The sequence below is a fragment of the Streptomyces sp. NPDC006208 genome (assembly GCF_040613775.1).
In the GTDB taxonomy this organism is placed as follows: domain Bacteria; phylum Actinomycetota; class Actinomycetes; order Streptomycetales; family Streptomycetaceae; genus Streptomyces.
Genome location: NZ_JBEXSW010000002.1, coordinates 252,374 through 278,430, shown reverse-complemented (window position 1 = coordinate 278,430; position 26,057 = coordinate 252,374). Strand labels below are relative to the sequence as shown.

At 71.0% G+C, this 26,057-nt stretch carries 27 protein-coding genes; 11 read left to right on the top strand and 16 right to left on the bottom strand.

The features are described from left to right. Positions 1-17: 17 nt before the first annotated feature. Positions 18-365 carry a tetratricopeptide repeat protein gene (locus ABZ208_RS02625; protein ID WP_356907732.1) on the top strand — a complete coding sequence of 116 codons (348 nt, stop codon included), beginning with the start codon at positions 18-20 and terminating at the stop codon, positions 363-365. A 13-nt stretch (positions 366-378) separates the two neighbouring features. On the opposite strand, the gene ABZ208_RS02620 is transcribed toward ABZ208_RS02625, so the two are convergent. The 3 genes from ABZ208_RS02620 to ABZ208_RS02610 all read right to left on the bottom strand — a co-directional run bounded on the left by ABZ208_RS02620 (position 379) and on the right by ABZ208_RS02610 (position 4,157). After that, positions 379-1,305 (bottom strand): AEC family transporter, encoded by a 927-nt coding sequence (locus ABZ208_RS02620; RefSeq protein WP_356907731.1) that lies wholly within the window; start codon positions 1,303-1,305, stop codon positions 379-381. 76 nt (positions 1,306-1,381) lie between these two features. After that, on the bottom strand, positions 1,382-2,539 hold the full coding sequence (locus ABZ208_RS02615) for a glycoside hydrolase family 64 protein (RefSeq protein ID WP_356907751.1): 1,158 nt from the start codon (positions 2,537-2,539) through the stop codon (positions 1,382-1,384). Between the two features lie 184 nt (positions 2,540-2,723). Further along, on the bottom strand, positions 2,724-4,157 hold the full coding sequence (locus tag ABZ208_RS02610) for an NAD(P)/FAD-dependent oxidoreductase (RefSeq protein ID WP_356907730.1): 1,434 nt from the start codon (positions 4,155-4,157) through the stop codon (positions 2,724-2,726). A 129-nt stretch (positions 4,158-4,286) separates the two neighbouring features. Here ABZ208_RS02610 and trxA point away from each other — a divergent pair, with 129 nt between their 5' ends. After that, positions 4,287-4,664, top strand: coding sequence for a thioredoxin (gene trxA / locus ABZ208_RS02605; protein ID WP_328393184.1), 378 nt, complete (start codon positions 4,287-4,289; stop codon positions 4,662-4,664). Positions 4,665-4,780: 116 nt separating this feature from the next. Here the strand turns inward: trxA and ABZ208_RS02600 are convergent, their stop codons facing one another. Further along, entirely contained in the window at positions 4,781-5,050 is a 270-nt protein-coding gene (locus tag ABZ208_RS02600) for a hypothetical protein (RefSeq protein ID WP_356907729.1), read from the bottom strand. A 57-nt stretch (positions 5,051-5,107) separates the two neighbouring features. Then, a complete protein-coding gene (locus tag ABZ208_RS02595) occupies positions 5,108-6,130 on the bottom strand; it encodes a LacI family DNA-binding transcriptional regulator (protein WP_356907728.1) in 1,023 nt (340 codons plus the stop codon). Positions 6,131-6,294: 164 nt separating this feature from the next. Between ABZ208_RS02595 and ABZ208_RS02590 the strand changes: the two genes are divergently transcribed. Beyond that, positions 6,295-6,771 carry a type II toxin-antitoxin system PemK/MazF family toxin gene (locus ABZ208_RS02590; RefSeq protein WP_356907727.1) on the top strand — a complete coding sequence of 159 codons (477 nt, stop codon included), beginning with the start codon at positions 6,295-6,297 and terminating at the stop codon, positions 6,769-6,771. Here ABZ208_RS02590 and ABZ208_RS02585 read toward each other — a convergent pair. Next, the gene (locus ABZ208_RS02585; protein ID WP_356907726.1) at positions 6,756-7,589 is read right to left on the bottom strand and encodes a TIGR02452 family protein; all 834 of its coding nucleotides are present in this window, start codon (positions 7,587-7,589) and stop codon (positions 6,756-6,758) included. The genes ABZ208_RS02590 and ABZ208_RS02585 overlap by 16 nt on opposite strands. A 126-nt stretch (positions 7,590-7,715) precedes the next feature. Between ABZ208_RS02585 and egtA the strand changes: the two genes are divergently transcribed. The 4 genes from egtA to egtD are packed head-to-tail and all read left to right on the top strand — an operon-like array spanning position 7,716 to position 12,020. Next, positions 7,716-8,990: an ergothioneine biosynthesis glutamate--cysteine ligase EgtA gene (gene egtA / locus ABZ208_RS02580; RefSeq protein ID WP_356907725.1), complete on the top strand. Its 1,275-nt coding sequence runs from the start codon at positions 7,716-7,718 to the stop codon at positions 8,988-8,990. After that, positions 8,987-10,306, top strand: a complete 1,320-nt coding sequence (gene egtB, locus ABZ208_RS02575; protein ID WP_356907724.1) for an ergothioneine biosynthesis protein EgtB — start codon at positions 8,987-8,989, stop codon at positions 10,304-10,306. Before egtA ends, egtB begins: the two co-directional genes overlap by 4 nt. After that, positions 10,306-11,061: an ergothioneine biosynthesis protein EgtC gene (egtC, locus tag ABZ208_RS02570; RefSeq protein ID WP_356907723.1), complete on the top strand. Its 756-nt coding sequence runs from the start codon at positions 10,306-10,308 to the stop codon at positions 11,059-11,061. Before egtB ends, egtC begins: the two co-directional genes overlap by 1 nt. Next, the gene (gene egtD / locus ABZ208_RS02565; RefSeq protein ID WP_356907722.1) at positions 11,058-12,020 is read left to right on the top strand and encodes an L-histidine N(alpha)-methyltransferase; all 963 of its coding nucleotides are present in this window, start codon (positions 11,058-11,060) and stop codon (positions 12,018-12,020) included. Before egtC ends, egtD begins: the two co-directional genes overlap by 4 nt. Here egtD and ABZ208_RS02560 read toward each other — a convergent pair. The 3 genes from ABZ208_RS02560 to ABZ208_RS02550 all read right to left on the bottom strand — a co-directional run bounded on the left by ABZ208_RS02560 (position 11,915) and on the right by ABZ208_RS02550 (position 15,023). Next, complete coding sequence (locus ABZ208_RS02560) at positions 11,915-12,814, bottom strand: lysophospholipid acyltransferase family protein (RefSeq protein WP_356907721.1); 900 nt, start codon at positions 12,812-12,814, stop codon at positions 11,915-11,917. The two genes, egtD and ABZ208_RS02560, sit on opposite strands and share 106 nt — an antisense overlap. Beyond that, the gene (locus ABZ208_RS02555; RefSeq protein WP_356907720.1) at positions 12,811-13,632 is read right to left on the bottom strand and encodes a GNAT family N-acyltransferase; all 822 of its coding nucleotides are present in this window, start codon (positions 13,630-13,632) and stop codon (positions 12,811-12,813) included. The genes ABZ208_RS02560 and ABZ208_RS02555 overlap by 4 nt, the downstream gene beginning before the upstream one ends. 140 nt (positions 13,633-13,772) lie before the next feature. Next, positions 13,773-15,023: an extracellular solute-binding protein gene (locus ABZ208_RS02550; RefSeq protein ID WP_356907719.1), complete on the bottom strand. Its 1,251-nt coding sequence runs from the start codon at positions 15,021-15,023 to the stop codon at positions 13,773-13,775. Between the two features lie 240 nt (positions 15,024-15,263). Between ABZ208_RS02550 and ABZ208_RS02545 the strand changes: the two genes are divergently transcribed. Beyond that, on the top strand, positions 15,264-15,479 hold the full coding sequence (locus ABZ208_RS02545; protein ID WP_356907718.1) for a dodecin: 216 nt from the start codon (positions 15,264-15,266) through the stop codon (positions 15,477-15,479). Positions 15,480-15,517: 38 nt separating this feature from the next. Here ABZ208_RS02545 and ABZ208_RS02540 read toward each other — a convergent pair whose 3' ends face one another. Then, complete coding sequence (locus ABZ208_RS02540) at positions 15,518-16,012, bottom strand: hypothetical protein (protein ID WP_356907717.1); 495 nt, start codon at positions 16,010-16,012, stop codon at positions 15,518-15,520. 71 nt (positions 16,013-16,083) lie between these two features. Here ABZ208_RS02540 and ABZ208_RS02535 point away from each other — a divergent pair, with 71 nt between their 5' ends. Next, a complete protein-coding gene (locus ABZ208_RS02535) occupies positions 16,084-17,142 on the top strand; it encodes an LLM class flavin-dependent oxidoreductase (RefSeq protein WP_356907716.1) in 1,059 nt (352 codons plus the stop codon). A gap of 46 nt (positions 17,143-17,188) precedes the next feature. After that, entirely contained in the window at positions 17,189-19,543 is a 2,355-nt protein-coding gene (locus tag ABZ208_RS02530; protein ID WP_356907715.1) for an excinuclease ABC subunit UvrA, read from the top strand. A gap of 9 nt (positions 19,544-19,552) precedes the next feature. Here ABZ208_RS02530 and ABZ208_RS02525 read toward each other — a convergent pair whose 3' ends face one another. From ABZ208_RS02525 to ABZ208_RS02505, 5 genes are all read right to left on the bottom strand, one after another. Further along, positions 19,553-20,380 (bottom strand): tyrosinase family protein, encoded by an 828-nt coding sequence (locus ABZ208_RS02525; protein WP_356907714.1) that lies wholly within the window; start codon positions 20,378-20,380, stop codon positions 19,553-19,555. 19 nt (positions 20,381-20,399) lie between these two features. Then, the gene (locus tag ABZ208_RS02520; RefSeq protein WP_356907713.1) at positions 20,400-20,786 is read right to left on the bottom strand and encodes a tyrosinase cofactor; all 387 of its coding nucleotides are present in this window, start codon (positions 20,784-20,786) and stop codon (positions 20,400-20,402) included. A gap of 458 nt (positions 20,787-21,244) precedes the next feature. Then, a complete protein-coding gene (locus ABZ208_RS02515; RefSeq protein WP_356907712.1) occupies positions 21,245-21,994 on the bottom strand; it encodes a succinate dehydrogenase/fumarate reductase iron-sulfur subunit in 750 nt (249 codons plus the stop codon). Then, complete coding sequence (locus tag ABZ208_RS02510; RefSeq protein ID WP_356907711.1) at positions 21,991-23,949, bottom strand: fumarate reductase/succinate dehydrogenase flavoprotein subunit; 1,959 nt, start codon at positions 23,947-23,949, stop codon at positions 21,991-21,993. The genes ABZ208_RS02515 and ABZ208_RS02510 overlap by 4 nt, the downstream gene beginning before the upstream one ends. 1 nt (position 23,950) lies before the next feature. Continuing rightward, complete coding sequence (locus tag ABZ208_RS02505; protein WP_356907710.1) at positions 23,951-24,658, bottom strand: succinate dehydrogenase; 708 nt, start codon at positions 24,656-24,658, stop codon at positions 23,951-23,953. Positions 24,659-24,752: 94 nt separating this feature from the next. On the opposite strand from ABZ208_RS02505, the gene ABZ208_RS02500 reads away from it, so the two are divergent. Beyond that, positions 24,753-25,658, top strand: a complete 906-nt coding sequence (locus ABZ208_RS02500; RefSeq protein ID WP_356907709.1) for a LysR substrate-binding domain-containing protein — start codon at positions 24,753-24,755, stop codon at positions 25,656-25,658. Between the two features lie 129 nt (positions 25,659-25,787). On the opposite strand, the gene ABZ208_RS02495 is transcribed toward ABZ208_RS02500, so the two are convergent. Then, positions 25,788-25,928, bottom strand: a complete 141-nt coding sequence (locus ABZ208_RS02495; protein ID WP_356907708.1) for a hypothetical protein — start codon at positions 25,926-25,928, stop codon at positions 25,788-25,790. Positions 25,929-26,057 lie beyond the last annotated feature (129 nt).

Here is a 26,057-nt window from a genome sequence, read left to right as displayed (position 1 = left end):
GCCAGGAGGAGAGACAAGTGAGCGAGAGCTACTACGAGTACGGAACCGCTGCCGAGCGGTGGGACCGGGCGGGACTGTTCTTCGACGCCAAGGAGTACACGACAGCGGCCCGGATCCTGAGCGGGCTGGTCGAGGAGGCTCCTGAGCAGGTCGCTCCCCGGCTGCTGCTCGCCCGGGCCTACTACCACTCCGCACAGCTGGGCCGGGCCGAGGCGGAGCTGCGTGCCGTGCTGGAGCGCGACCCTGTGGAGCACTACGCGCGACTGATGCTGGGACGCACCCTGGAGCGGCAGGGCAGGCCGGAGGACGCGGCACCGCATCTGCGGATGGCATCGGCGATGTCCGGCGAGCCGCCCACACGGTGACTCACCTGGTTGCTCACGCGAGCAGCCAGGTGATCAGGGACAGCGATCCCATGGACAGCAGCGTGGAGAGCAGCACCGCGTCGCGTGCGAGGGCGGTGTCGAGGCGGTACTCGGAGGCGAAGATGAACGCGTTCTGTGCCGTCGGCAGACCCGCGCACAGCACCACCGCGAACAGGTCGCGCCCCTCGAGACCGAAGACCCAGCGCCCCAGCGCATAGGCGAGCAGCGGCTGGACGGCTATCTTCAGCGCGACCAGCACCCGCCTCTCCGCGCGGCCGTCGGCGCTCGGGCGGCCGGCGGCCCGAGTGTTCAGCGACATGCCGAGTGCGAACAGCGCGGCGGGGACGGCCGCGCCACCGAGCATCTGGACGGGGGTGGTGACCTCCTCCGGCAGACGAAGGCCCAGTGCCGCCACGGTCACCCCGGCCGCTGACGCCGCGATGATCGGGTTGCGCAGCGGCAGGCGGAGGATCCGTCCCCACCGGTCCTGCGCTCCTCGCCGTACCTCCTCATCGATCAGGACCAGGATCAGCGGGGTGATGAACAGGGTCTGGAAGAGCGCCGCGGCGATGGCGAACGAGGCGTCGCCCAGGACGTGTACGGCCACCGGGATGCCGAGGTTGGCCGAGTTCACGTAGGCACCGGCCATCGCGCCGATGGCCCGGTCGGCCCGCCGCCGCCGGAACACCAGACGGCCCAGGGCCAGGCCCAGAGCGAAGACGATGAGGAGGCTGGCGGCGAAGACCGCGACCCCGGGAGCGGCGAGCTCGGAGAGCCGGGCGCGCGACAGGGTCAGGAACAGCAGCGCCGGCATGGCGAACGCGAAGGCGAACCGCCCGAGGACGGCCTGCGCCTGATGGCCGAGCACGTCGAAGCGGCCGGCCGCCCAGCCGACCGCCGTGATCGCCCAGATGGGCAGAAAGCCGGAGAGCAGGGTCACCGGGCCAAGCATGCCCCAGTGTGATCACCACGCGATGGCCGCCCCCTGGCGTGCGCCGGGAGCGGCCGATACGGGGTCAGCTGAACGGGTCGAGCGTCACGTAGGCCTCCTGCGGGTTGCCGTCGTGCACCAGCGACTCGTGCGCGCCGACGTCGTCGAAGGCGAAGCCGTAGGCCTTGCCGTCCGCCATCTGTGCATGGATCTTGCGGGAGTAGTGGTTGGTCACCACGTCCTGGTAGAAGTTCGCGCTGCTCGTGTCCGGCTGGTTGGGGTTGACCAGCAGTGTGGAGCGGTTCAGCCCGGCGCACAGGGTGCGTGAAATGGGGCCGCGTACCTGGTCGTTGGGGGCGTCCAGCCGCTTGTAGCAGCCGAAGACGCTGTCCGAGTCGGGCTTCTGGAACGAGGTGACGACGGCGCCCGCGCTGTTCGTGAAGTTCATGACACCGCCGGAGACCCGGCCGTAGTACTTTGTGTTCGGCTGGTTCGCGAACGGCGTGACCGTCAGTGTCGAGGTGGCGTACTTGCTCCACACCCGGTTGATGTAGTCGTCCATGACGCCCGCGGGCAGGGCACCGGCTTCGATGCCGTGACCGGGGGCGAGGGCCCTGAGCACGGTGCCGTCGGGGCGGGTCTGGATCAGGTTGGCCCAGCCTCCGGGCTGGCCGCGCAGCGCGTTGTAGAAGCCGTTGTAGCCCCCGGGCTTGAGGCGCCCGGTGCTGCGTACGGCTCCGTTGCCCGCCTTCACGCCGACCGCGTAAGGGGCGGAGAACATGTCCACCTGGGTGCTGTTGATCCACAGACCGGAGTCGTTGAGGGTGTACTCCGACCAGTTGAAGAGGATGTTGCGGTTGGGGTCGCTCGGATTCTGCACGGCGGGCTGCACCAGACCGCCGGTGGTCAGCTTGAACACCAGCTTCTGCCCGTAGGAGAAGTAGATCCGGCCGGAGAACTTCGGCATCCGGATCGTCCTGGACTGGCCGTTCGCGGGTCCCGCGATGGATGCGTCGGGCGCGGGGGTGGGCGGATTCCCGCCGGCCGGCCAGGGGTGGAAGGTGCCGTTGGCGTCGGCCCAGCCCTGCTGCCCCGTGCTGAGCAGGGTGCCGAGGTTGTAGATGTGGACGGGCTCGCTGCGGCCCGAGTTGTTCGTGAATTTCAGTGGAATCGTCGCGGGTACCGCGGCTTCGGCGCGCACGGTCGGCCCTGCGGTCGTGAATCCCGCTGCGCACAGCAGCAGGGCGATGAGTAATGCCGGAAGTTTCCTCGACGCCGGCAGTTTCCTTGTGGCAAGCACACTCAACCTCCTGGTCGGCTCGGAGCGCCCTTGAGAGCGCTCTCAGAATCGGCCCGACCGGAACCGGACGTCAAGGTTCTGGACGCGGTTCGGCCCCGCCGGGACACCAAGGCGGGGCCGAATGCGCTCAGTTGCCGCGGTACGACTCCAGCAGCCGCAGCCAGATCTCGCTGATCGTCGGGAAGGCCGGAACCGCGTGCCACAGCCGGTCGACGGGCACCTCACCCGCGACCGCGATCGTGGCCGAGTGCAGCAGCTCGCCGACACCCGGCCCGACGAACGTGACGCCGAGCACGATCTCGCGGTCCAGGTCGACGACCATGCGGGCGCGGCCGCGGTAGCCGTCCGCATACAGCCCGGCACCCGACACCGCGCCCAGGTCGTAGTCGACGGCGCGGACCCGGTGGCCCGCCCGCTCGGCCTCGGCGAGCGAGAGGCCGACGGCCGCCGCCTCCGGGTCGCTGAACACCACCTGCGGCAGTGCGGCGTGGTCGGCGGTCGCGGTGTGTGCGCCCCAGCGGTCGGTCTCCAGCAAGGGCACGTGCTGCGCCCGTGCGGCGATGGCGGCACCCGCGATGCGGGCCTGGTACTTGCCCTGATGGGTCATCAGGGCGCGGTGGTTCACATCACCGACGGCGTACAGCCATTCACTGCCCTCCACCCGGCAACTGTCGTCGACCGGCAGCCAGGAGCCCGGCTCCAGGCCGACGGTCTCGAGGCCGATGTCATCGGTGCGCGGTGCGCGGCCGGTCGCGATGAGCACCTCGTCGGCCTCGACGCGCCCGCCGCCGTCCAGCACCAGCGTGACGGGCCCCGAGCCGCCGGGGCGTTCGACCGCGCTCACCGACGCGTTCAGCCGGACATCGGCGCCCGCCTCGACGAGTGCATCGACGATGTACTCGCTGACGAAGGGTTCCATGCGCGGCAACAGTCCCCCGCCGCGCACCACAAGCGTGACCTGCGATCCCAGTGACTGCCAGGCCGTTGCCATCTCGGTGCCGACCACACCTCCTCCGACGACCGCGAGCCGGCCGGGTGCCTTCCGGGCACTGGTGGCCTCACGGCTCGTCCACGCCCCGGCACCCGCGAGGCCGGGGATGCCGGGCAGTACGGCGCGGCTTCCGGTGCTCACCACGACGGCGTGCCGGGCGGTGAGGAGGTGGTGCTCGCCCTCCGGGCCTTCCACGGCGACCGCCTTCGGGCCGTGCAGCCTGCCGTGGCCGCGGTAGACGCGCGCGCCGATCGAGTCCAGCCAGCCGACCTGGCCTTCGTCCTTCCAGTTGCCCACCCGCTCGTCGCGCCAAGCCAGCACCGCGCCGGTGTCCAGCGGTCCCTGCACCGCCGCGCTCAGTCCGGGCACCCGCCGCGCGTCCGAGCGGGCGATGACCGGGCGCAGCAGCGACTTGCTCGGGATGCAGGCCCAGTACGAGCATTCGCCGCCGATCAGTTCACTCTCCACGAGAGCGGTGCTCAAGCCCGCCGCCCTGGCACGGTCGACCACGTTCTCCCCGACAGGGCCCCCACCCAGCACCACGACGTCGTACTCCACAGCTTGGGTCATAAGGACCAGTCTGATCCGGGGTGTGCGCCTCGGCCACATGGGCAGGGGCAGGAATAGCCCGGTCCCGGACACCGTTGTGCGGGGCGAGTCCGCCGGACGTCGACGAGCGTCAGGAAGAGGTAGCACGTCATGAGCACTGTTGAGCTCACCAAGGAAAACTTCGATCAGGTCGTGGAGGACAACGACTTCATCCTGATCGACTTCTGGGCTTCCTGGTGCGGTCCCTGCCGGCAGTTCGCGCCGGTCTACGAGGGTGCTTCGGAGCGTCATACGGATCTGGTCTTCGCCAAGGTCGACACCGAGGCTCAGCAGGAGCTCGCCGCCGCGTTCGAGATCCGTTCCATTCCGACGCTGATGATCGTCCGTGACAAGGTCGCGGTCTTCGCGCAGCCCGGCGCGCTGCCCGAGACCATGCTGGAGGACGTGATCGGCCAGGCACGGGCACTGGACATGGACCAGGTCCGCAAGTCGATCGAGGACACGAAGAGCGGCGCCGCCGAGGCGTGAACCGCGCGCCGCCTCGGGAGCCCCGGGGTGCGGGAGGGCCCGCCGACGTGCGTGCCCTCGCTCGCCGCGCGTCCTCCCGTCGGAGCGTGACCCGAGCGGCGGCCTGTCGGCACGGGTCAGTCGTCCTTCGCGTCGAGGACCCGCACCGACAGGCCGTAGTCCAGTTCCGCGCCGTCCACCAGCAGTGCCTCGACCGTGCGGGTGACCGGGTCGATGTCGGCCTCGACGCCGTCCCCGACATAGCGCGGGTATCCGGAGCGGCCGAACTGTCCCGTCGCTTCCACGATGGCCGAGCGGATGGCGTGTTCCGCCAGCGAGGCGGCGTCGTCACCCTCGATGTGCTCGGGCACCACCAGGATCTCGAAGCGCTGCGGATGAGTGCTCATGGAAGCGACGCTAGACACGGGCCGCCCGGGGCGCATGTCGTCGCCCACGGGTGCGGGTCAGCTGGACTCGCGGTGGATCGGCCGCGCCGTCATCAGGTCGTGGCGTTCGGGCTCGCTGCCCGGGTCGCGGACGACCCGGTCGACAAGTTCCGCGAGCCGCCGGCCCTCCACGAGGTCGATCTGCACCGTGCTCAGGCGCGGGCGCAGGAGTCTGCCGAGGGGCAGATCGTCGGCGCCGATCAACGCGGACCGCCCCGGCACGTCGATGCCCTCGTCCTGCAGGGCACGCATCAGCAGCATCGCGTACTCGTCGTTGTAGGCGAAGACGGCGTCGAGGCCGAGCGAGCGCCAGCGCGCGGCCAGGTCCCGGGCCGGCTCCTCCTCGTACGCCAGCGGCAGCGGCACGATGTGCGCGCCCGCGCCGGCCGCGGCGCGCCGGGCGCCCTCGAGCCGGGGTTCGGAGAACATCCGCAGTCCGTCCTCCTCGGGCATGACGACGCCGATCGACCGACGGCCCCGCCCGAGCAGATGCCTGACGGCACAGCCGCCGACCTCGCGCTGGTCCATCACGAGCGCATGCGCACCTTCGACGCGCCGGGGTCCGAGCGTGATCACGGCTCTGGCGCCGGAGCGCTTGAGCACGTCCACGCCGCTCGGGGTCAGGGCGACCTCGCCGAGCGAGACGACGGCGACGGGACGCAGCTCGGCCCAGGCGCGGGCGGCCGCATCGCCGTCGGGACCGACACCGCCGTACTGGACGACGGTGTAGTCGAGGCTGCGCAGGCAGCGCTGCAGTTCGCCGAGGAAGCGGCTGTAGAGCGGCCCGACCGGGATGTGCGCACTCGGCAGCAGCACGATGCGGGTGTGTCCGGCGCGCAGGCTGCGGGCCGCGGCATGGGGCACGTACCCCAGTTCCTCGGCGGCCGCACGGACGCGCCGGCGGGTGGGCTCACTGATCCGTACGGCCGCGGTGTTGTTGAGCACGTACGAGACGGTGGCCCGGGACACCCCGGCCAGGCGGGCGACATCGGCGCTGGTGGGGACGGAACGTTCCAAGGGCTGTTCGGGTGAATGGCTCATCGCCCTCGGCATCCTTCCAGACCATTCCGGGGCCGCTGATGCAGCTTGGCCGGAAATGAGCAGGGGGACGGATGCCCTGCGGCTTCACAACACCCCCACCCCAGGGCCTCCCTGTGCTGCCGGACGGCTGGATCCTGACGGCCCGGAGGTCCTACGGTGACCGCGTGACGACCTTCTCCGGCTCCTCCCGCCCGAACGGCTGCGACCCCGTGGACCAACTGCCCGGCCGCAGCGGTCCCGCGGCCACGACCGAGGCCGATCCCAACCGGGTAGGGCGGGTGCGAACCTCGTACGCCCCGGACCGGGACGGCGATCCCGACCCCGGCGAGATCGTCTGGACATGGGTGCCGTTCGAGGAGAACGACGGCCGCGGCAAGGACCGGCCGGTGCTGGTCGTCGCCAGGGAGCAGGCGGGCACCGTGCTCGCCGTGCAGCTGTCCAGCAAGGCCCATGACGACGACCGTGAGTGGGTGGCGATCGGTACCGGATCGTGGGACAGCGCGCGCCGCCCCTCGTGGGTGGATCTGGACCGTGTGCTGCGGGTGCACGAGGACGGTATGCGCCGGGAGGCGTGCGCACTGGACCGGCCCCGCTTCGACACCGTCGTGCAGCGTCTGCGCGAGCGCTACGGCTGGAGCTGAGCGGCGAACGTGCTGCGGAAGGCGCCGAGCGTCGAGGATGCCGCCGTGCGGTCGAGCACCGCGAACACCACCTCGTCGAAATGACCGGCGAACCGGCCGCCCGGTCCGAGCAGCGCGTGGAAGGCCCCGGCGACCTTCGCCGGGTCGTTGCGGAACACTCCGCAGCCCCATGCGCCGAGCACCAGTCTGCGGTAGCCGCTGTCGGCCGCGGTCTCCAGGACCCGCTCGGCGCGGGACGCGAGAGCGGCCGGGATGCGGTGCGCCTCCTGTGGCGCACGGCTGGTGATCACGCCGGCGTTCGGCGCGGGTGAGGTGAGGAAACCGACCGTGTACGGCCGCTCCAGCAGCCGCCCGCGGTCGTCGCGGAAGACCGGCACCGACGGCGAGTGGATGACCCGGTCGCTGTAGAACGGGCTGCGGTCGGCGCGGTGGTGGTCGTAGAACTCGGGAGCCTGCAGAAGCGTCGTGTACAGGGCCGACGAGCGGCACAGGGCCTCTTCCTGGGCCTGCGCGCCGTTCAGGTAGCCACCGCCGGGATTGCGGGCGGAGGCGAAGTTCAGGACGGCGACGGCCCCCGGGCCGGCGGCGGTCAGCCGACGAGCGGCTTCCATGCTGCTCTCGCCCGTGACCTCGAAGGCCGTCGTGCGGTCGGTGTCCGGTGCGACCGGTACGGCGGCGGGGCCGTACATCCTGGTGCCCGCCCGCGCCGCGGTGAGCTCCTCGGATATCGGCACCTCGCTCCCGTCGGGCAGACGGTAGCGGCCCGCCCCGACGATCTCCTCGGTCTGTTTCGCGATCCCCCGTAGTCGTGCACTCATGGCGGTGATCGTCCCTGACCAGCGAGGGCGACGGCAAACATATTTCGCCTCCTCAGGGGCACCCTTGTGCGAACCCGCGGCCGTGGCCTTAGGTTGGCAGAGTGCCTTCGACAGGAGGAGCCGATCATGCACCCACCCGATACCGGCGACTTCGGCCGTCCGATATCCGAGGACGATGCTGAGGACCTGCTCCGATGTATCTGCTTCAAGACCGGCCCGCCCCGCACCCTGGGAGCGGAGCTGGAATGGCTGGTCCAGGAGCGCGACCAGCCCGAACGCCGGGTGGCGGCGGACCGCCTCGCCGCTGCTTTTGACCACGTACGTTCACTCCCCCTCCAATCCGCTCTCACCTTCGAACCCGGCGGCCAGCTGGAGCTCAGCTCGCGACCTGCCGCCACTCTGATGGAGTGCATCGACTCCCTCGCCGCCGATCTTGAGGCCGTGCGCACCGCGCTCGCCCCGGCAGGCCTGACTCTCACCGGGCTCGGCCTCGACCCCTACCACCCACCGCGCCGCCTGCTTCACGATCCCCGCTACGACGCCATGGAGTCGTATCTGGACCGATCGGGTCCGTCGGGTCGCGCCATGATGTGCAGTTCGACCGCCATCCAGGTCTGTCTGGACGCGGGCGAGGCCGAGCCCGGCCCGCTCGGGCACGGCAGACGCTGGCGACTGGCCCATCTGCTGGGCGCGGTTCTGCTGGCCGCGTTCGCCAACTCTCCTTTCCGTGCCGGGCGTCGGACCGGCTGGCGGTCGACACGGCAGGCCGTGTGGGCTTCCCTCGACCCCGTACGCCCCCTCTCCCCACCGCTGGACGCGGAGCCGCGCTCGGCCTGGGCGAGACATGTGCTGGACGCCCCGGTGATGATGGTGCGCCGTGCCGAAGGGCCGTGGGACCTGCCCCACGGGCTCAGCTTCCGGGAGTGGATCCGCTCAGGCGTCCCTCGCCCGCCGACCGCGAGTGATCTCGAATACCACCTGACCACCCTGTTTCCTCCGGTGCGCCCGCGCGGCCATCTGGAGCTGCGGATGATCGACACCCAGCGCGGCGAACACGGCTGGATGGTGCCCGTCGCGGTCACCGCGGCCCTGTTCGACGATCCGGAGGCGGCCGAGACGGTGTACCGCGCCGTCAAGCCGCTCGCCGAGACGGCCGGTTCGCTGCCCGCCCCGCTCAATCCGCTGTGGGTCCGCGCCGCTCGGCACGGACTGGCGGATCCCGAGCTGCACTACGCCGCCGCCGCCGCTTTCACCGCCGCGCTGGAGGCTCTGGAGCGCATCGGCGCCTCCAAGGCCGTCATCGAGGCAGTCGCCGCATTCCATGAGCGCCATGTCCTGCCGGGCCGCTGTCCCGCCGACGATCTTCGCCTTGCCGCCCTGACCGAGGAACGTGGCACATGACCGACGAACTGCGCACGCGCGCCCTGGAGGCGCTCACCGCCGCCCGTACCCGTACGGCGACCTTGACGTCGTGCGTCGACGACGACGAACTGACCGCCCAGCACTCACCATTGATGTCCCCGCTGGTCTGGGACCTCGCGCACATCGGCAACCAGGAGGAGCAGTGGCTGCTGCGGACCGTCGGCGGCCGTGAGGCGCTGCGGCCCGAGATCGACTCGGTCTACGACGCGTTCGAGCACCCCCGCGCGCTGCGGCCGACGCTGCCGCTGCTCGCCCCGGCCGAAGCACGCGTGTACGCCTCCGACGTCCGCGGGCGGGTGCTGGACATACTTGAGCGGACCCCGCTGGAGGGCGGTCCGCTTCTCGACGCGGCGTTCGCCTTCGGGATGATCGCCCAGCACGAACAGCAGCACGACGAGACCATGCTGATCACCCATCAGCTCAGAAGGGGCCCGGCGGCACTGACCGCACCCGAGCCGCCGGCGACCGGGAACGGGCAGCTGCTTCCGTCCGAGGTCCTCGTCCCCGCCGGCCCGTTCACCATGGGCACATCCTCCGAGCCCTGGGCCCTGGACAACGAGCGGCCCGCGCACGAGCGCGTGGTGCCCGCGTACTACGTCGACACGGTGCCGGTGACCTGCGGCGCCTACCAGGCGTTCATCGAGGACGGCGGCTACACCGAGCGCCGCTGGTGGGCGGACGAGGGCTGGGAGCAGATCCGGCAGCACGGCATCGGCGCGCCCCTGTTCTGGCGGCGCGAGGGCGGGGTGTGGCTGCGCCGCCGCTTCGGGGTGACCGAGGAGGTCCCCCCGGACGAGCCGGTGCTCCATGTGAGCTGGTACGAGGCCGACGCGTACGCCCGCTGGGCGGGACGGCGCCTGCCCACCGAGGCGGAGTGGGAGAAGGCCGCCCGGCACGACCCGGGATCGGGCCGGACGCGGCGCTATCCGTGGGGCGACGAGGAGCCGACACCGGCGCACGCCAACCTGGGCCAGCGCCATCTGCGGCCCGCCGCGGCCGGCAGCTATCCCGAGGGCGCCTCGCCGCTGGGTGTGCGGCAGCTGATCGGGGACGTGTGGGAGTGGACGTCGAGCGACTTCCTTGCCTATCCCGGGTTTGCCGCCTTCCCCTATCGCGAGTACTCGGAGGTCTTCTTCGGCAGCGAGTACAAGGTGCTGCGCGGCGGCTCGTTCGCCGTGGACCCGGTGGCCTGCCGGGGTACCTTCCGCAACTGGGACCTGCCGGTGCGCCGGCAGATCTTCTCCGGCTTCCGCACCGCGCGGGACGCGGACGGGCACACGGGGGGTCTGGCCTGATGTGCAGGCACATCGCCTTCCTGGGGACGCCGCAGCCGCTCGGCGCCCTCCTCGTCGAGCCGCCGCACGCACTGGTGCGCCAGTCGTGGGCGCCGCGCCGGCAGCGGCACGGCACGGTCAACGCGGACGGTTTCGGCGTCGGCTGGTACGCCGAGGGTGACCCCGTACCCGCCCGCTACCGCCGCGACGGGCCGATCTGGGCGGATCTCCCGTTCGCCGATCTCGCCCGGGTCGTGCGCAGTGCCGCGGTGCTGGCCGCCGTACGCGATGCGACCGAGCCGGGTGCGGACGGCGAAGCGGCGGCCGCCCCTTACGCCTTCGGGAACTGGCTGTTCAGCCACAACGGGGCGGTGCGGGGCTGGCCCGCCTCCCTGGCGCCGCTGGCGGCGACGCTGCCCGCGGCGGACCTTCTCTCCCTGGAGTCCCGCTGTGATGCGGCGCTGCTGTGGGCGCTGGTGCTGCACCGGCTGCGCGCCGGCGACAGCCTCGGCCAGGCTCTGGCGGACACCGTCCGCGAGGTGGCGGAGGCCGCGCCGGGCTCCCGCCTCAACCTGCTGCTCACCGACGGCCGCGAGATCGCCGCGACCGCGTGGGGCGACACCCTGTGGTACCTGACGGAGCCCGGCCGCCGCACGGTCGTGGCCTCGGAACCCTACGACGACGATCCACTGTGGCAGGAGGCGCCCGATCGCACCGTGCTCACCGCGAGCCGCGGCGAGGTCCTGCTGACCGAGCTCAAGGAGCCCAACCGATGAGCCCGTTTCTGCTCACCCGCACCCTTCCCGAGGACGCCACGGACGCCGCGCTGCGCTCCGATGTGCTGCACGGCCTGACCCGTACGCCCAAGGAACTGCCGCCCAAGTGGTTCTACGACGCGCGAGGAAGTGAGCTGTTCGAGGAGATCACCCGCCTGCCGGAGTACTACCCCACCCGGGCGGAGCGGGAGATCCTGGCCGCCCGCGCGCCGGAGATCGCCGCGGCGAGCGGTGCACGCACCCTGGTGGAGCTGGGATCCGGCTCGTCGGAGAAGACCCGCTACCTGCTGGATGCGCTGCCGGAGCTGCACAGCTATGTGCCGGTCGATGTGAGTGAGAGCGCTCTCGTCGGCGCGGCGGAGGCACTGCTCGCCGAGCGGCCCGCGCTCCATGTGCATGCGCTGATCGCCGACTTCACCCGGGGGCTGGCGCTGCCGGGCACCCCTGGGCCGCGTCTGGTCGCCTTCCTCGGCGGCACGATCGGCAATCTGATGCCCGCCGAGCGGGCGGTGTTCCTGCGTTCGGTGCGCTCGCTGCTGTCCCCCGGGGACAGTCTGCTGCTGGGCACGGACCTGGTGAAGGACGAGGACGTGCTGGTGCGGGCCTACGACGACGCGGCCGGGGTGACGGCGGAGTTCAACAAGAACGTGCTGGCCGTCATCGCCCGCGAGCTGGACGCCGACGTCGACCCTGACGACTTCGACCATGTGGCGCAGTGGGACCGCGAGAACGAGTGGATCGAGATGCGGCTGCGGGCGCGCCACGCCGTGACCGTGAAGATTCCCGAGCTGGACCTCGTGGTGCCGTTCGAGGCGGGCGAGGAGATGCGCACGGAGGTGTCAGCGAAGTTCCGTCAGGAAGGTGTGCGCAAGGAGCTCGCCGATGCGGACATGGAGCTGACCCGCTGGTGGACCGACGAAGCAGGCAGATTCGCGCTCAGTCTCGCCCGGCTGCGCTGATCGGTCCGGCTCCGGGCGACACGGGACTGCGCGGCCCGGGCCAGTGAGCGGCGGTCGGCGCAGGCTCCCGGGAGGATCGGCTCCAGCAGCCGTATCTCCGCGGTGAGCCCGCCGGCCGCCACCACCCGCCACAGCGACGCACCCAGCGGATCGTCGCCGACGAACGCGGCCGGGCCGGTGGGCGTGTAGCCGATGCGTACAGGCTGGACGGCGACGCCCGCGTCCAGCGCGGCCTGAAAGGCGGCGGGACGGAATCGGCCCTGGTCCCGACCGCACCACGTGGAGCCCTCGGGAAAGACGATCAGCCGTGAGCCACCGCGCATCGCCGCCGCCATCGAGGCCACGGTGGCCGGCAGGGCGCGCAGCCGGTCCCGTTCCAGGAACACGGTGCCGCCGCGGGCGGCGAGCGGCCCGAGGACGGGCCAGCGGCGTACCTCGCTCTTGGCCACCATCCGCCCCGGCAGTACGGCCGCGACCAGCGGGATGTCCAGCCAGGAGATGTGGTTGGCGACCACCAGGGACGCCCGTTGGGGCTGGGGGCTTCCGACGATCCGTACGCGGATGCCGAAGGAGCGCAGCACCGCACGCGCCCACCGGCGGGTCAGCCGGTCGCGGATCCCGGGACCGAGGAGTGCGGCCGACAGGGCCACGACCGGTGCGAGCAGCACCCCGGCGACGACCACCGATGTGCCGGCCACGAGCCGGGCAGTCGCGGCGATCCGGCCGGCGGGTGCGCCCGAACGGGTGGCGCAGCCCTGCGGGGTGCAGGGCGCGCTGGGCAGCCAGACGCTCATCGCACGGGGGCGAGGGAGAGGAAGTGCCGCAGGTAGCGCGGGTTGGTGCGGCGCAGCGAGAGGAGCACGTACAGGTCGGCGACGCCGAAGTCGGGGTCGTGGGCGGGCGCTCCGCACACCCAGGCGCCGAGACGCAGATAGCCGCGCAGCAGCGGCGGCAGCTCGGTGCGTCCCTCGGGCCGGGCGACGGATTCGGCGTTCCAGAGCTTGTGCGGGGTGACCCAGTACTCCTCGGGTGCGAGGTTCTTGGCCTTCACCGTGTCCCAGGTCGCCGCGGCGAGCGTGCCGCCGTCGGTGAGCGGGATGGAGCAGCAGCCCGCCAGCCAGTTGTGCCCGGTGCGGGTCATGTAGCGGGCGAGCCCCGCCCATATCAGGGCGATGACAGCGCCGTTGCGGTGCAGGGGGTGCACGCAGGAGCGGCCGACCTCGACAAGGTCGTCGCGGATGGGGGCGAGGCGGGTCAGGTCGAACTCGCTCTCGGAGTAGATCCGACCGGCGACGCGGGCGCGGTCGGGCGGCAGCAGCCGGTAGGTGCCGACGACCTCGCCGGTGTCGGCCTCGCGCACCAGCAGGTGGTCGCAGTACATGTCGAAGGCATCGATGTCGAGCCCCGGCTCCGGGCCGTCGAGCCGGGCGCCCATCTCGCCGGCGAACACCTGGTGGCGCAGCCGCTGGGCGGCGCGGACGTCTTCCTGGTCGCGGGCGAGCGAGACGACATAGCGCGGGTCGTGCTCGGCGGCAGGGGTGAGGGTGGGGACGGGCACCGGCGCCGGCGCCTGGGGCAGCGGCGCGGGGACGACGAGGGGGGATGCGGGCATGGCGGCCTCCTGCCGGACGAAGGGGACGGACCGCAGGTGCGGCGGCCCGGCTCCTTACTTCTTCCGTGGCCGGCTGGATTCGACATGACCGTCCGGCGGAGCGGGGATGTGCGAACGCTGAATGCCCGGCTGTGCAGCGCTCAGGGAAGCAGCGCGGAGGTGATCCGCTTCGAGGCGGCGCGGGCGGCGGTGGCGGGGTCCGCGCCCTGGAGCACCGCCGTCATGTACGGCTTGATCGGGTTGTCGGCCTCGACGTCCGCCCACTGGGGCGAGTTCGGGGTGGCCCTGCCGTGGGCCGCCCCCGCAGCCATCGCCCTGGTGCCTTCCTCGCCGTCGATGACGCCCGCGAGCGTGGTCTTGTTGGGGACGTAGTTCATCGTCGTGGCCAGGTCCGTCTGCCACTCCTCGCTCGCCAGTGCCTTGACCACCTCGACGCCCTCGGCCCGTTCCCGCGCGCCCCTCGGCACGATCAGATCCGAACCGCCGGTGAACACCGCGCCCGGTGCCTCGGCCGTCTTGCCCGGCACGGGGAAGTAGCCCAGCTTGCCCTTGAGCGCCGGATCGGCCTTCTCGATGACGGTCGCCGCGCCCGGCACGGCGATGATCTGGGCGACCTTGCCCTTGGCGAAGACGTCGGTCTGCGGCGGTGTCATCTCGTCCGCGTCCTTGGGTCCGTTGCCGTGGGACTGGAGCTGCTTGTAGAACTGCATGCCGCGCAGTGCGGCCGGGGAGTCCAGCGTCCCTTCCCAGCCGCCGCCCCGCTCGACGGCCAACTCGCCCTTCTCGTCCCAGATGAAGCCGGCGAGGGTGTACCAGTCCTGGCCCGAGAGGTAAATGCCCTGATTGCCACCGGTGTTGAGCTGCTCTGACACCTCCAGCCATGCGGCGCGGGTCTTCGGGGGCTCCGCGATGCCCGCGTCGGCGAACAGGTCCTTGTTGTAGATGACGACCCGGTTGGCGGCGTACCAGGGGATGCCGTACTGCGAGCCGTTGATGCTGCCCGGTTCCGCGAGGCCCGGCAGCCATTCCTCGTTGCCGAGGTCGCGTACGGACTCGAGTGTGAGGTCGAGCAGCGCGTCGCTCTCCGCGTACTGGGCCACCTGTGTATTGCCCACCTCGATGACGTCCGGGGCCTTGCCGCCCTCGAGCGCCGTGGTGATCTTCTTACCGATGCCGGTCCACTCCTGGAAGGTGACGTCCAGTTCGACGGAGGGATGCTCCTTCTCGTAGGCGGTGGTGAAGCGTTCGAGGAACTCGTCGGAGACGCTGTCCTGCATCAGCCAGACCCTGACCGTGGTCGTGGCGGAACCGGTGCCCGGAATCATCCCGCAGCCGCCGAGGGTGACGGTGCACAGGAGTGCGGTGGACAGGACGAGCGAGCGGTTCGTCACGAGAGGTCACCTTCTGCGAGGGCACGGAGACGGACCCGACGTGGGGGGAAGCGCGCCGCGCTCGCACGGGTGTGTGGCTGGATTTTGGTATGGACCAAAGCACCGGTCAAGACCTCCTCGGATGCCGCGGGCAACCTCCCGCCGCGTACCCGGCACCCGCTGTGGCGCCGTTCGGTCGCCTCGCGCGCCGCCTCACGGTGGGGCACGGTGGAGTCAACGCATCGAGAGGAGTGCGGCCCCATGTCCAATCACACCTACCGGGTCACCGAGATCGTGGGCAGTTCGCCCGACGGCGTCGACCAGGCCATCCGCAACGGCATCACCCGCGCGTCCGAGACCCTGCGGGGACTGGACTGGTTCGAGGTGACCCAGGTGCGCGGCCATATCGTCGACGGGGAGATCGAGCACTTCCAGGTCGGCCTGAAGGTCGGCTTCCGGCTCGAGGACACCGCCTGACCGGCGCGATCCGGCGCGGGCAGGGGGTACGGGTCCGGTCAGGTACGGCCCTCACGCTGCTGTGCGACGCGCATCGCCTCCGACGTGGCAGCGGCCGCCCACCGGGCGCGTACGACCCTGAAGCCCGCCCGTTCGGCGTCGCCGCACACCAGCTCGTCGTCGTCCACCAGCATCCGGATCTCCCGGTCGCGGCCGAGCCTGCGCAGGATCTCCAGCTTGGTCCTGCGCGCCGGCCGCCGGTCGTCGTCGCGCCGCATGTACACGCGTCCCTGCGGCAGCACCTGCGCGGCGATCCAGTCCAGAGTGTCCTGCCGGCACCGCTCCGGCCGACCCGTGAGGTACATCACCTCGCACTCCGCGGCGGCCTCCAGGCACAGTGCCACGCCCTCGGCGAGCGGCGGGTCCTTGGGTGCGGCGGCGAAGAAGGCGTCCCAATCGCGCGGTTTGCGCTCCAGGAAGCGCTGACGGTGTCCCGAGTCGGAGAGCGTCCCGTCGAGGTCGAACACGGCCAGAGGCCTGCGGCTGCGTATCACGCCGACCACCTTAGACAGCGGCTCGGACAGCGGTTGGGGAATCCGGGCACGGTGTGCGCGTTGAACGGAGTGTGAGTACACCGATCGCGTCCGTCCGGCTGTCCGTTCTCGACCGTTCCCGCATCCGCGAGGGTCATGACGGCCCTTCGGCGCTGCGGGAGACCGTGCGTCTCGCCCAGGAGGTGGAGGCGTTGGGCTACCACCGCTTCTGGGTCTCGGAGCACCACGGCGTGCCCGGTGTCGCGGGCTCCGCGCCGACCGTGCTCGCGGCGGCCGTGGCCGCGGCGACGTCGACGATCCGTGTCGGCACCGGCGGGGTGATGCTGCCCAACCACCAACCGCTTGTCGTCGCCGAGCAGTTCGGGGTGCTCGAGTCGCTGTACCCGGGCCGGGTGGACATGGGACTCGGCCGTTCGGTGGGCTTCACCGACGGCGTACGGCGGGCACTCGGACGGGACAGGCAGGACGCGGACGACTTCGCCGAGCAGCTCGATGAGCTCCTGGGCTACTTCGACGGGTCCGGGGGCCGTCCGTCGGACGGGGAGGCCACCGGCGGGCACAGGGCCGGTCCGCAGGTGCACGCCCGCCCGGCCGAGGGTCTGCGCGTCCCGCCGTATGTGCTGGCCACCGGCGAGGGTGCCTCGATCGCGGCCCGCGCGGGGCTGCCGCTGGTCATCGGGGACATGCGCCACCGAGAGCGGATGCTCACCGCCATCGACCTCTACCGCAGCGGGTTCCGGCCGTCGAGGTGGGCCCAGCAGCCGTATGTCATCGTCTCGGGCACGGTCGTGGTGGCCCGGAGCGAGCAGGAGGCACGCCGGCTGCTGCGGCCGGAGGCCTGGTCGGCGGCGTACTCCCGTACGCACGGCTCCTTTCCGCCGCTCGCCGCGCCGGAGCGGATCGAGTCGATGACGATGACCGCCCGCGAGCGGTCGTACTACGAGGCCGGCCTCGAGGGACATGTCGCCGGGACCGGGGCCCAGGTGGCCGACGCACTGTCGGCGGTGATCAGGGACAGCGCGGCCGACGAGGTGCTGGTCACGACCAGCACGTACGACCGCGAGGCGCTGCGGGACTCCTTCAGGCGGCTGGCCCGGGTGGCGGGTCTGTCCTCCACGGCCCGAGCCTGACCGGCCGGCCCGGCCTGACCTGGCCGAACGCCTAGAATCGTCCACTATGCACACCCCCCACGACCCGTTCGTGCGCGTCCGCGGCGCCCAGGAGCACAATCTGCGTGGTGTCGATGTCGACATCCCGCGGGACGCCCTGGTGGTCTTCACCGGGGTCTCGGGGTCGGGGAAGTCCTCGCTGGCGTTCGGCACGATCTACGCGGAGGCCCAGCGGCGCTACTTCGAGTCCGTCGCCCCCTATGCCCGCCGGCTGATCCACCAGGTCGGCGCGCCCAAGGTCGGCGAGATCACCGGGCTGCCGCCCGCGGTCTCGCTGGAACAGCGCCGCTCCTCCCCCACCTCGCGGTCCTCCGTGGGCACGGTGACCACGCTCTCCAACTCGCTGCGGATGCTGTTCTCGCGGGCGGGTGACTATCCCGAGGGCGCTTCGCGGCTGGACTCGGACGCCTTCTCGGCCAACACGGCGGCAGGTGCGTGCCCCGAGTGCCACGGTCTGGGACAGGTGCACCGCACGAGCGAGGAGCTGCTGGTCCCGGACCCGTCGCTGTCGATCCGGGAGGGCGCGATCGCGGCCTGGCCGGGCGCGTGGCAGGGCAAGAACCTGCGCGATGTGCTGGATGCGCTGGGGTACGACGTGGACCGGCCGTGGCGCGAGCTGAGCCGCGAGGACCGGGAGTGGATCCTGTTCACGGACGAACAGCCGGTCGTGACGGTGCATCCGGTACGGGAGGCGGGGCGCATCCAACGCCCGTACAAGGGGACGTACATGAGTGCGCAGCGCTATGTGCTGCACACGTTCTCGGACTCCAAGAGCCAGACGCTGCGGGCCAAGGCCGAGCGTTTTCTCACCGGTTCGCCGTGTCCGGTGTGCGGCGGGAACCGGCTGCGGCCCGAGGCGCTGGCGGTGACCTTCCGAGGCCGCACGATCGCCGAACTGGCAGCGCTGCCGCTGACGGTGCTCGCCGACGTGCTCGGTGAGGGCGGCACAGGCAGCGAGACGGCACGGGTGCTCACCACCGATCTGCTGGCCCGGCTGGGCACGGTGACCGAGCTGGGTCTCGGCTATCTCAGCCTGGACCGTGCCACACCGTCGCTCTCCAGCGGTGAGCTGCAGCGGCTGCGGCTGGCGACGCAGCTGCGCTCAGGGCTGTTCGGCGTGGTGTACGTGCTGGACGAGCCGTCGGCCGGGCTGCATCCGGCCGATACCGAGGCGCTGCTCGTCGTGCTGGACCGGCTGAAGGCCGGGGGTAATTCGGTGTTCGTGGTGGAGCACCATCTGACGGTGATGCGGCATGCGGACTGGCTCGTCGATGTCGGGCCTCGGGCCGGCGAGCACGGTGGCCGCGTACTGCACAGCGGTCCGCCGCGGCAGCTGGCCGGGGTGGCGGACTCGGCGACCCGGCGGTTTCTCTTCGGCGGGGAACGCACACCCGGGCGCACGCCGCGCGAGCCGTCCGGACAGCTCTCGCTGGGGCCGGTGACCCGTCACAATCTGCGCGGGCTCATCACCCGGCTGCCACTCGGCGTACTGACGGCGGTCACCGGTGTGTCGGGGTCCGGCAAGTCCACTCTGGTGGGTTCCATCACCGCCGAACCGGCAGGCTTCGACCGGCTGGTGACGGTCGATCAGAGGCCCATCGGGCGCACCCCTCGGTCGAATCTGGCGACGTACACGGGGCTGTTCGATGTGGTCCGCAAGCTCTACACCGGCACGGACGAGGCCCGCGCACGGGGCTACAAGGCCGGGCGCTTCTCCTTCAATGTGGCCGGTGGCCGCTGCGAGGCCTGTCAGGGTGAGGGGTTCGTCTCCGTCGAGCTGCTGTTCCTGCCCAGTACCTATGCGCCCTGCCCCACCTGCGCGGGGGCTCGCTACAACCCGCAGACGCTTCAGGTTCCGTACCGGGGGCTGAACATCGCCGAGGTCCTGGATCTGACGGTCGAGGCCGCCGCGGAGTTGTTCGGGGACGTGCCCGCCGCCGAGCGCAGTCTGCGGGCCCTGCTCGATGTGGGGCTCGGCCATCTGCGGCTCGGCCGGCCGGCGACCGAGCTGTCGGGCGGCGAGGCCCAGCGCATCAAGCTCGCCACCGAGCTGCAGCGGCTGCACCGCGGTCACACGCTCTATGTGCTGGACGAGCCGACGACGGGACTGCATCCGGCCGATGTGGAGGTGCTGATGCGGCAGCTGCACGGCCTGGTCGACGCCGGCCACTCGGTGGTGGTGGTCGAACACGACATGGATGTGGTCGCCGGCGCGGACTGGGTGATCGATCTGGGTCCGGGCGGCGGCGACGAGGGCGGCCGGGTCGTCGCCGCCGGCAGGCCGGCGGAGGTGGCGCGGGCGGCGGGCAGCCGGACCGCGCCCTATCTCGCCGCGTCCCTGGGGAGGCCAGGTCCGGACTAGGCAGGGGGCCTAGGCGGCCGTGTCGTACGTGTAGTGCGGGGTGTGGTCGAGCATGTCTGCGGGGGTCACGTCGTTCCACGGGCGCATGGTGTCGCGCAGGTCGACGACGTTGCGAGTACCTGCCGTGGGCAGATACGTCGAGCCCGGGTGGCGGGCCTGCCACTGCGACCAGAGCTTGTCGATGAAGCAGTGGTGCAGCCAGAACACCGGGTCGTTCGGGGAGGCGCCGGTGGCCATCTGGCCCCCGACCCAGACATGGACGCGGTTGTGCAGATTGACGCCGCGCCAGCCTTCGAGGTGGTTGCGGAAGCCGTCCGACGCGCTGTTCCACGGCGGGGCGTCGTAGGTGGACATCGCGAGGACGGAGTCGACCTCGGCACGGGTGGGCAGCTGTCGGCCACCTGCCCCGAGATCGCGGCGCAGGTAGGTCCGGCCGTCCACGCGGACGTTGATCTGCCAGGCGCCGGAGGGACCGGAGAACGGGCCGTCGAGTACTTGGCCGTCCCTGGCACGGCCGGTGCCACCGAGGAAGTCCGATGCCCAGAGAGAGGATGCGGAGGTGCGGTCGGCGGTCCAGTCCCAGTAAGGAAGGGCCACCGATGCGTCGACGGCCTGCAGAGCCTGCTCGAACTCGATGAGGTAGCGGCGGTGCCAGGGCAGGAAGGACGGCGAGCGGTGGCCCACCCGGTCCCCGTTGTCCGTGTCGCTCATGATGAAGGCGTTGTGGGTGGAGACGAAGGTGTCGTAGCGGCCACTGCGCTTGAGCTCCAGCAGGGCATCTGTGAAGCGGCGCTTCTCGTCAGCGGACAGTTGTGCCTGGTTCTTGCGTACGGTCATGGTGCGGGTTGCTCCGGGATCAGAAGAGTTCGACGGGAACGAGGTCCGCGCCCTGGAGTTCCACGACGGCGGCGCGCGCGACGGCACGCGGCGTGGCATGCGGCTCGTAGTGGTTGACGACGCTGATCCAGGTGCCGTCGGCGTTGCGCATCACATGCAGCTCCTCGCCGTCGACGCGCACGGCGTATCCGCCCCCGTGGTGGCCGTGGTGGCCGGCGGCGTGCGACGGCCCGCCTTGTATACGACGCCCCCGGTAGACCTCGTCGAAGGGGGCAGGCTGGGCCGGCGTGCGCGGCGCGGGCGCGGCGCTCCGGGCCGCCCGGCCGGGCGCGGCGCCGATGAGCGCGAGCCCTGCGGCCGCGCCGGCGGCGACACCGAGGGCCTGGCGGCGGGTTGTTCGGGACATGGGAGTTCCCCCAGGAATGGCTGTGGTCGGGTCGGCGGTGTGGTCGGAACCGCCGTTGCCCTGCATGCCTACAGGGCCATCCGCTCTCGCCCGAAGTCGGTGGAAGGCGATTGCACCTGATACGGACATGTCGTCATACGATGTGCAGACTTGAACAAAATTGATCTTGTTCCCGGCTCCCGGCTTTATGCGACATGAGCCGAAGATTCCGCGGCAGACGTGACATTCCTATGAAGAATCTCCGGCTCAAGGTGCGTACTTGTGTCGATCCTCACTCCACAAACATGTCCGGAACCTACTCCTCCACCGGGCGGAGAACAGCCCGCACTCCGGCGCACGCCGAGCGTGCGGCCGTCCCGCCTCGGCCCCTTGTCCGGCGCGATCAATCGGCGGCCCGGAGCGCCGGACACCGGCGCGCCGTCCGCCCATGCGTCCTTGACGGTGCGTCGGACGGCTCGTCAACGGCGTCGGACGCTCCTCGCGGCCCGCAGCCACTCCTTGTTCATCGCCGCGATCGACGGCAGCGGAATGCCCTTGGGGCAGGCTGTTGCACACTCCCCGGCCAGCGTGCAGCCGCCGAAGCCCTCCTCGTCCATGGCGGCGACCATGTCGAGCACCCGGGTCTCCCGCTCGGGCGCACCCTGGGGCAGCACATTGAGATGGTTGACCTTCGCCGAGGTGAACAGCATCGCTGAGCCGTTGGGGCAGGCCGCGACGCAGGCGCCGCAGCCGATGCACTCGGCGTGCTCGAAGGCCGAGTCGGCGTCGGGCTTGGGCACCGCGGTGGCGTGGGCCTCGGGGGCGGAACCGGTGGGGGCGCTGATGTAGCCGCCGGCCTGGATGATCCGGTCGAAGGAGGAGCGGTCGACCACCAGGTCCTTGACGACCGGGAATGCGGCCGCCCGCCAGGGCTCGATGTCGATGGTGTCGCCGTCCTGGAAGGACCGCATGTGGAGCTGGCAGGTGGTGGTGCGCTCCGGGCCGTGGGCGTCGCCGTTGATGACGAGGCTGCACGCGCCGCAGATGCCCTCGCGGCAGTCGTGGTCGAAGGCGACCGGGTCCTCGCCCCGCAGGATGAGTTCTTCGTTGAGCGTGTCGAGCATCTCGAGGAACGACATGTCCGGGGAGATCCCGTCCACCCCGTAGGTGGCCATCGCGCCGGGGGCGCCGGAGTCGTGCTGGCGCCAGACGCGCAGGGTGAGCTTCATGTGTAGCTCCGCTGAGTGGGGTGGACGTACTCGAAGACGAGGTCTTCCTTGTGCAGGACGGGCGCCTCACCGGTGCCCCTGAACTCCCAGGCGGCCGCATACGCGAACTCCCCGTCCCTGCGGGCGGCCTCGCCGTCGGCTGTCTGCGACTCCTCGCGGAAGTGGCCGCCGCAGGACTCGGAGCGGTGCAGCGCGTCGAGGCACATCAGCTCGGCGAGCTCCAGGTAGTCGACGATGCGATTGGCCTTCTCCAGCGACTGGTTGAACTCCATGCCGGTGCCGGGCACCTTGATCCGGCGCCAGAACTCCTCGCGGATCTGCGGAATCCGCTCGAGCGCCTTGCGCAGGCCCTTCTCGGTGCGGGCCATCCCGCAGTACTCCCACATGAGTTCACCGATCTCGCGGTGGAAGGAGTCGGGGGTGCGGTCGCCGTCGACCGCCAGCAGCAGGTTCAGCCGGTCCTCGGTGTCGGCGACCGCCTCCGCGATCACGGGATGGCCGGGTCCGACGGTGCCGTCGAACCGGCTTCGGGCAAGGTAGTCGTTGATGGTGGCCGGCAGGACGAAGTAGCCGTCGGCGAGGCCCTGCATCAGCGCCGACGCACCGAGGCGGTTGGCACCGTGATCGGAGAAGTTGGCCTCGCCGATCGCGAAGAGACCCGGGACGGTGGTCTGGAGGTCGTAGTCGACCCACAGTCCGCCCATCGTGTAGTGCACGGCCGGATAGATCCGCATCGGGACCTCGTACGGGTTCTGAGCGGTGATCCGCTCGTACATCTCGAAGAGGTTGCCGTACTTCTCCTCGATCGCCGCGCGGCCCATCCGCTGGATGGCGTCGGCGAAGTCGAGATAGACACCCTGGCCGCCCGGGCCGACGCCGCGGCCCTCGTCGCACACGTTCTTGGCGGCACGCGAGGCGATGTCACGCGGGACGAGATTGCCGAAGGAAGGATAGATCCGCTCCAGGTAGTAGTCGCGCTCGTCCTCGGGGATCTCGTTCGCCGGCCGGTGATCGCCAGGCGCCTTCGGTACCCAGATGCGGCCGTCGTTGCGCAGCGACTCACTCATCAGCGTCAGCTTGGACTGGTGGTCACCGGTGCGTGGGATGCAGGTGGGGTGGATCTGGGTGAAGCAGGGGTTGGCGAACCAGGCGCCGCGCCGGTGCGCCCGCCAGACGGCGGTGGCGTTGGAGTTCATGGCGTTCGTCGACAGATAGAAGACGTTCCCGTAGCCACCGGAAGCCAGCACGACGGCGTCCGCGACGTACGTGTCGATCTTTCCGGTGATCAGGTCGCGGGCGACGATGCCACGTGCGCGCCCGTCGATGACGATCAGGTCGAGCATCTCGGTGCGGGCGTGCATCGTGACGTTGCCCGCGGCGATCTGCCGGGAGAGGGCCTGGTAGGCGCCGAGCAGCAGCTGCTGACCCGTCTGGCCACGGGCGTAGAAGGTGCGGGAGACCTGGACGCCTCCGAAGGAGCGGGTGTCGAGCAGCCCGCCGTACTCCCTGGCGAACGGCACTCCCTGGGCCACGCACTGGTCGATGATCTCCACGGAGATCTGCGCGAGGCGGTGGACGTTGGACTCCCGGGCCCTGAAGTCACCTCCCTTGACGGTGTCGTAGAACAGGCGGTGGATCGAATCACCGTCGTTGCGGTAGTTCTTGGCCGCGTTGATTCCGCCCTGCGCGGCGATGGAGTGGGCCCGGCGCGGGGAGTCCTGGTAGCAGAACTGCTCGACGTGGTAGCCCTGTTCGGCGAGTGTGGCGCCCGCCGCTCCGCCGGCGAGACCGGTGCCGACCACGATCACGGTGTGCGCCCGCCGGTTGGCCGGGTTGACCAGCCTGGCCTCGAAGCGGCGGCGGTCCCAGCGCTCGGCGACGGGGCCGTCGGGGGCCTTGGTGTCGGCCAGCGGCGCTCCGGCCCCGTAGGCCGTGTAGTCGATGTGGTCGGTCATGTCAGTTCACCATTCCGGTCATGACGGCGACGGGTACGGAGAGGAATCCGGCGGTCAGCAGCAGCGCGAGCCCGTTGGCCGCGCCCTTGAGGATCCGGTCGCGGGCGGCGTTGCCGGCGCCGAGGGTCTGTGCGGCGCTCCAGAAGCCGTGCCGGATGTGCAGTCCGACGGCGAGCATGGCGACGATGTAGATGACGTTGCCGTACCAGGTGGAGAAGGTGTCCACGACGTTCTGGTACGGGTGGCCCTCCTGGAATCCGCCGGTGTGGACCGTGCCGGTGGTCAGATCGAGCACATGCCACACGATGAACAGCGCGAGGATGATCCCGCCCCAGCGCATGGTGCGGGTGGCGTAGCTCGCCCGCGGGCGCTTGTGCAGGTAGCGGGTCGGCCGGGCGCGGATGTCGCGGCGGCTGAGCTGATACGCCGCGACGCCGTGTCCCACCACTGCGGCGAGGAGCACCACGCGGACGAGCCAGAGGGCCCATCCGTAGTGCATGACCGGCTCGCCCATGGTGCGCAGCCAGTGGCCGTACGCGTTGAACTCGCCCGCACCGAAGAAGATCTTGAGGTTGCCGAACATGTGGGCGACCAGATAGCCGAGCATGACCAGGCCGCTGACGGCCATGACCGTCTTCTTGCCGATGGTCGATCCCCAGAACGTGCGCGTGAGGGACGGTTTTCGGTCCGTCCGCGTTGCCAGAGCCATGTCTTCGACGCTAAAGCCGGGAACCATCAGAGGTCCAAGACATGATCCGGCTCATCTCGATAGCCGCTGCCTATGGTGGTCCTATGCTGGGACCATGCAGTTGCAGCAGCTCGCCTACTTCGTGGCCGTTGCCGAGACACGGCACTTCACCCGCGCCGCCGAGCGCGTGCATGTGTCCCAGCCGTCGCTCTCCCAGCAGATCCGGGCGCTGGAGAAGGAGCTGGGGGCGGACCTGTTCGCCCGGGCGCGGGGCAATATCGCGCTCACCGACGCGGGTGAGGCGCTGCTCCCACTCGCCCGCCGCATTCTCGCCGACGCCGACACCGCGCGCCATGAGGTGCAGGAGCTGGCCCAGCTGCGGCGCGGGCGGGTACGGCTGGGAGCCACCCCGAGCCTGTGCACGGGACTGCTGCCCGAGGTCCTGCGGGACTTCCACGCCCTGCATCCGGGCATCCGGCTGCTGATCGAGGAGGGCGGCTCGCACGATCTCGTACGGGAACTGGCGCGCGGCTCGCTCGATCTGGCCCTGGTCGTCCTGCCGCTGCCCAGCCCGTCCCCCGCGCTCACCACGGTCGAGCTGCTCCAGGAGGACCTGGTCGTGGTCACCTCCCCCGCGTCGAAGGAGCCCCGCCGGCCCGTGCGGATCGCCGATCTGCAGGGCGAGCCGCTGGTGATGTTCCGGCACGGCTACGACTTGCGCGAACTGACCGTCGCCGCTTGCCGCGCCGCCGGATTCGAGCCCTCCTTCACCGTGGAGGGCGGCGAGATGGACGCCGTACTGGGCTTCGTGCGTGCCGGGCTCGGCGCGGCGGTCGTGCCGAGCATGGTGGCCGCGCGTGCGGGCGGCGATCTGCGCGTCACCCCGCTCGCCCGCCCCGGTCTGCGCCGTACGATCGCGCTCGCGCACCGCAGCGACGTGGCTCCGCCCCGGGCCGCGCGTGAACTCCAGCGGGTGCTGCTCGACTCGCGGGCGGACGACGAACGACGGCGGCGCGTCTGACAGGGCGGGGCGGGCCGACGCGGGCGGCCGGACCGACGGCGGACGGCGTGCGGGAGAGAAGGGCTGGGCTGCGCGGTTGCGGTCGCACACGGCATCCACCCCGGCCGGTGCCGGGGCGGACGCGGTGCATCAGCTCTCGGCCGCGATGCAGGCGCGCATCTTCCTGTCGATGGCGGTGGCCTCCGCGCGGGCCTTCCTGGCCGCGGCAGCCTCGCCGCGGTTGTCCAGCTTGGCGGCCTTGTTGCGCAGCTGGGCGATCTGCTGCCGCATCTGCGGGATGTTGCAGGTGATCACCTTGCCGGCGGCGGAGGCCTGGCCGGTACCGAGGAAGAGACCGCCGACGCCGTCCCCAGCCGAATTGCTGTCGCGAACTTCACTGCATCGCGAGGCAACCTGGGG